Origin of the sequence: Gordonia sp. (in: high G+C Gram-positive bacteria), assembly GCF_020438995.1 — a bacterium.
Classification (GTDB): Bacteria; Actinomycetota; Actinomycetes; order Mycobacteriales; family Mycobacteriaceae; genus Gordonia.
Window position 1 is genome coordinate 1 of record NZ_JAGQTN010000266.1, and the last position, 1594, is coordinate 1594.

Annotated in this window: 2 protein-coding genes and 1 pseudogene; 1 reads left to right on the top strand and 2 read right to left on the bottom strand. The window is 67.6% G+C overall.

Features of this window, described 5'->3' with window-relative positions; genetic code table 11:
* On the top strand, window positions 1-302 hold a 302-nt coding region (locus KDB67_RS18710; RefSeq protein WP_291019033.1), incomplete at its 5' end, for a class I SAM-dependent methyltransferase.
* A 48-nt stretch (window positions 303-350) separates the two neighbouring features.
* On the opposite strand, the gene KDB67_RS18715 is transcribed toward KDB67_RS18710, so the two are convergent.
* Together KDB67_RS18715 and KDB67_RS18720 are read right to left on the bottom strand one after the other, a co-directional pair.
* A complete protein-coding gene (locus KDB67_RS18715; RefSeq protein ID WP_291019035.1) occupies window positions 351-1124 on the bottom strand; it encodes an enoyl-CoA hydratase/isomerase family protein in 774 nt (257 codons plus the stop codon).
* Window positions 1121-1594 (bottom strand): annotated as a pseudogene (locus tag KDB67_RS18720) (alpha/beta hydrolase); the annotation flags it as partial. The gene KDB67_RS18715 and the pseudogene KDB67_RS18720, both read right to left, overlap by 4 nt.

Here is a 1594-nt window from a genome sequence, read left to right on the forward strand (position 1 = left end):
CCCCGTCGACGACGGCCTCCCGCGCGTGGGGCAAGCCGGCCGACTTCGTGTTCATCGACGGCGGGCACAGCATGGAGGCCGCCCAGAACGACCTCGACGGCTGGGCCCCGTGGGTGCGGATCGGTGGCGCGCTGTTGATCCACGACGTGTTCCCCGACCCCGCCGACGGCGGCCGCCCACCGTACGAGATCTATTGCCAGGCACTGGCTTCCGGACAATTCACCGAGGTCCGGGTCGAGGGTTCGCTGCGCGTGCTACGCCGCGACAGCGGCCAGGTTGGAGCACCGCTACCGAAGCCATAGCCCACCACGACCGGAGCGACCGGCGGGCACAACGTTCGCCGGCTCCGTTCAGGAACTCTTTTCCGCTTTCTCCCGGCCGTAGCGGCTGAGTGCATCGGCATTGTCGCCGGCCCCCATCAGTCGCGTGAATAGTTCTCCCTCACGGGCTTTCGCATCACGCATCTGCTGTCTCACCGGCTCGACCATCGTATGCTTCACCGCCATCAGCGAGGTCAGCGACCGCGAGGCCAGCAGTTCGGCATGCCCGGTCGCCTGCGCGAGCAGGTCGTCGGGCTCGCACACCGCGAAGACCAGCCCCATCGACTTGGCCTCGTCGGCGCCGATCCACTCCGAACTCATCAGTACCCACGCCGCATTCTGTCTGCCGATCAGCGTGGGCAGCAGGAACGACGAGGACGCCTCGGGCGGCACACCGAGGCTGGTGAACGGGCATTTGAGCCGCGCCGTCGACGACATGAACGCCAGATCTGCGAAACCCAGGATGGTGGTGCCGATGCCCAACCCGACGCCGTTGACCGCGCAGATCAGTGGTTTGGGAAAGTCGATGAGCGCGTCGATAAGTCCGCTGAATCCGTACTCACCGGGGGTGAAGGAGTCAGGATCGGTTGCCCTGACTGTGAATTCGTTCAGGTCGACACCGGCGCTGAAGGCGCGGCCCGCTCCCGTGATGAGCAGCACCGACACGTCCGGGTCGGCGGCGGCGTCGAGCATCGCGCGGGTGAGGCCGTCGCACAGCGCCTCGTTGAAGGCGTTCAGCGCCTCGGGCCTGTTGAGGGTGACGGTCCGGACCTTCGCGTGGTCGGAGATCGTGACCACGCTCATTCGGAGACCGCCCCGGCTTTGATCAGATGTCTTGTCAGGAAGCCGATCTCATGCTGCACGGTCGCCTCGTGCCAGTCGTTGCCGGCGAACACGTCGAAGTGATCGCACGGATAGTGGCGGACCTCGGCACGGGCGGTGAACGCCACCTTGGCCGCGGCCTCCGGCGGTGCGCCCGAATCGAAGTCGGCGATCTGGAACAGCACCGGCGCGTCGATCTCGCCGGCCTCCTTGCCCACCCGGAACGATCCGATCTCCATGCCGATGGCGGCGTCGATCTCGTTGCGCCAGCTCGGTCCGGCGATGGCCCGGTAGCTCTCGAAGAAGCCCGGCGCGCTCAGCGCCGCGTCGGTGTCGCCGGGATAGCCGACGACCCGCATCATCGTCGGCGGTCTGCCGATCTTGGCGGCCACTGTGCTGCCGAGCGCGGCCACCGCCGAGCGCGCCATGCCCGCACCGCTCACGTGTGTGCG

What these genes read in the sequence shown, in the direction of transcription:
- KDB67_RS18715 (WP_291019035.1), bottom strand. Translation starts at nt 1,124, where the DNA reads ATGAGCGTGGTCACGATCTCCGACCACGCGAAGGTCCGGACCGTCACC.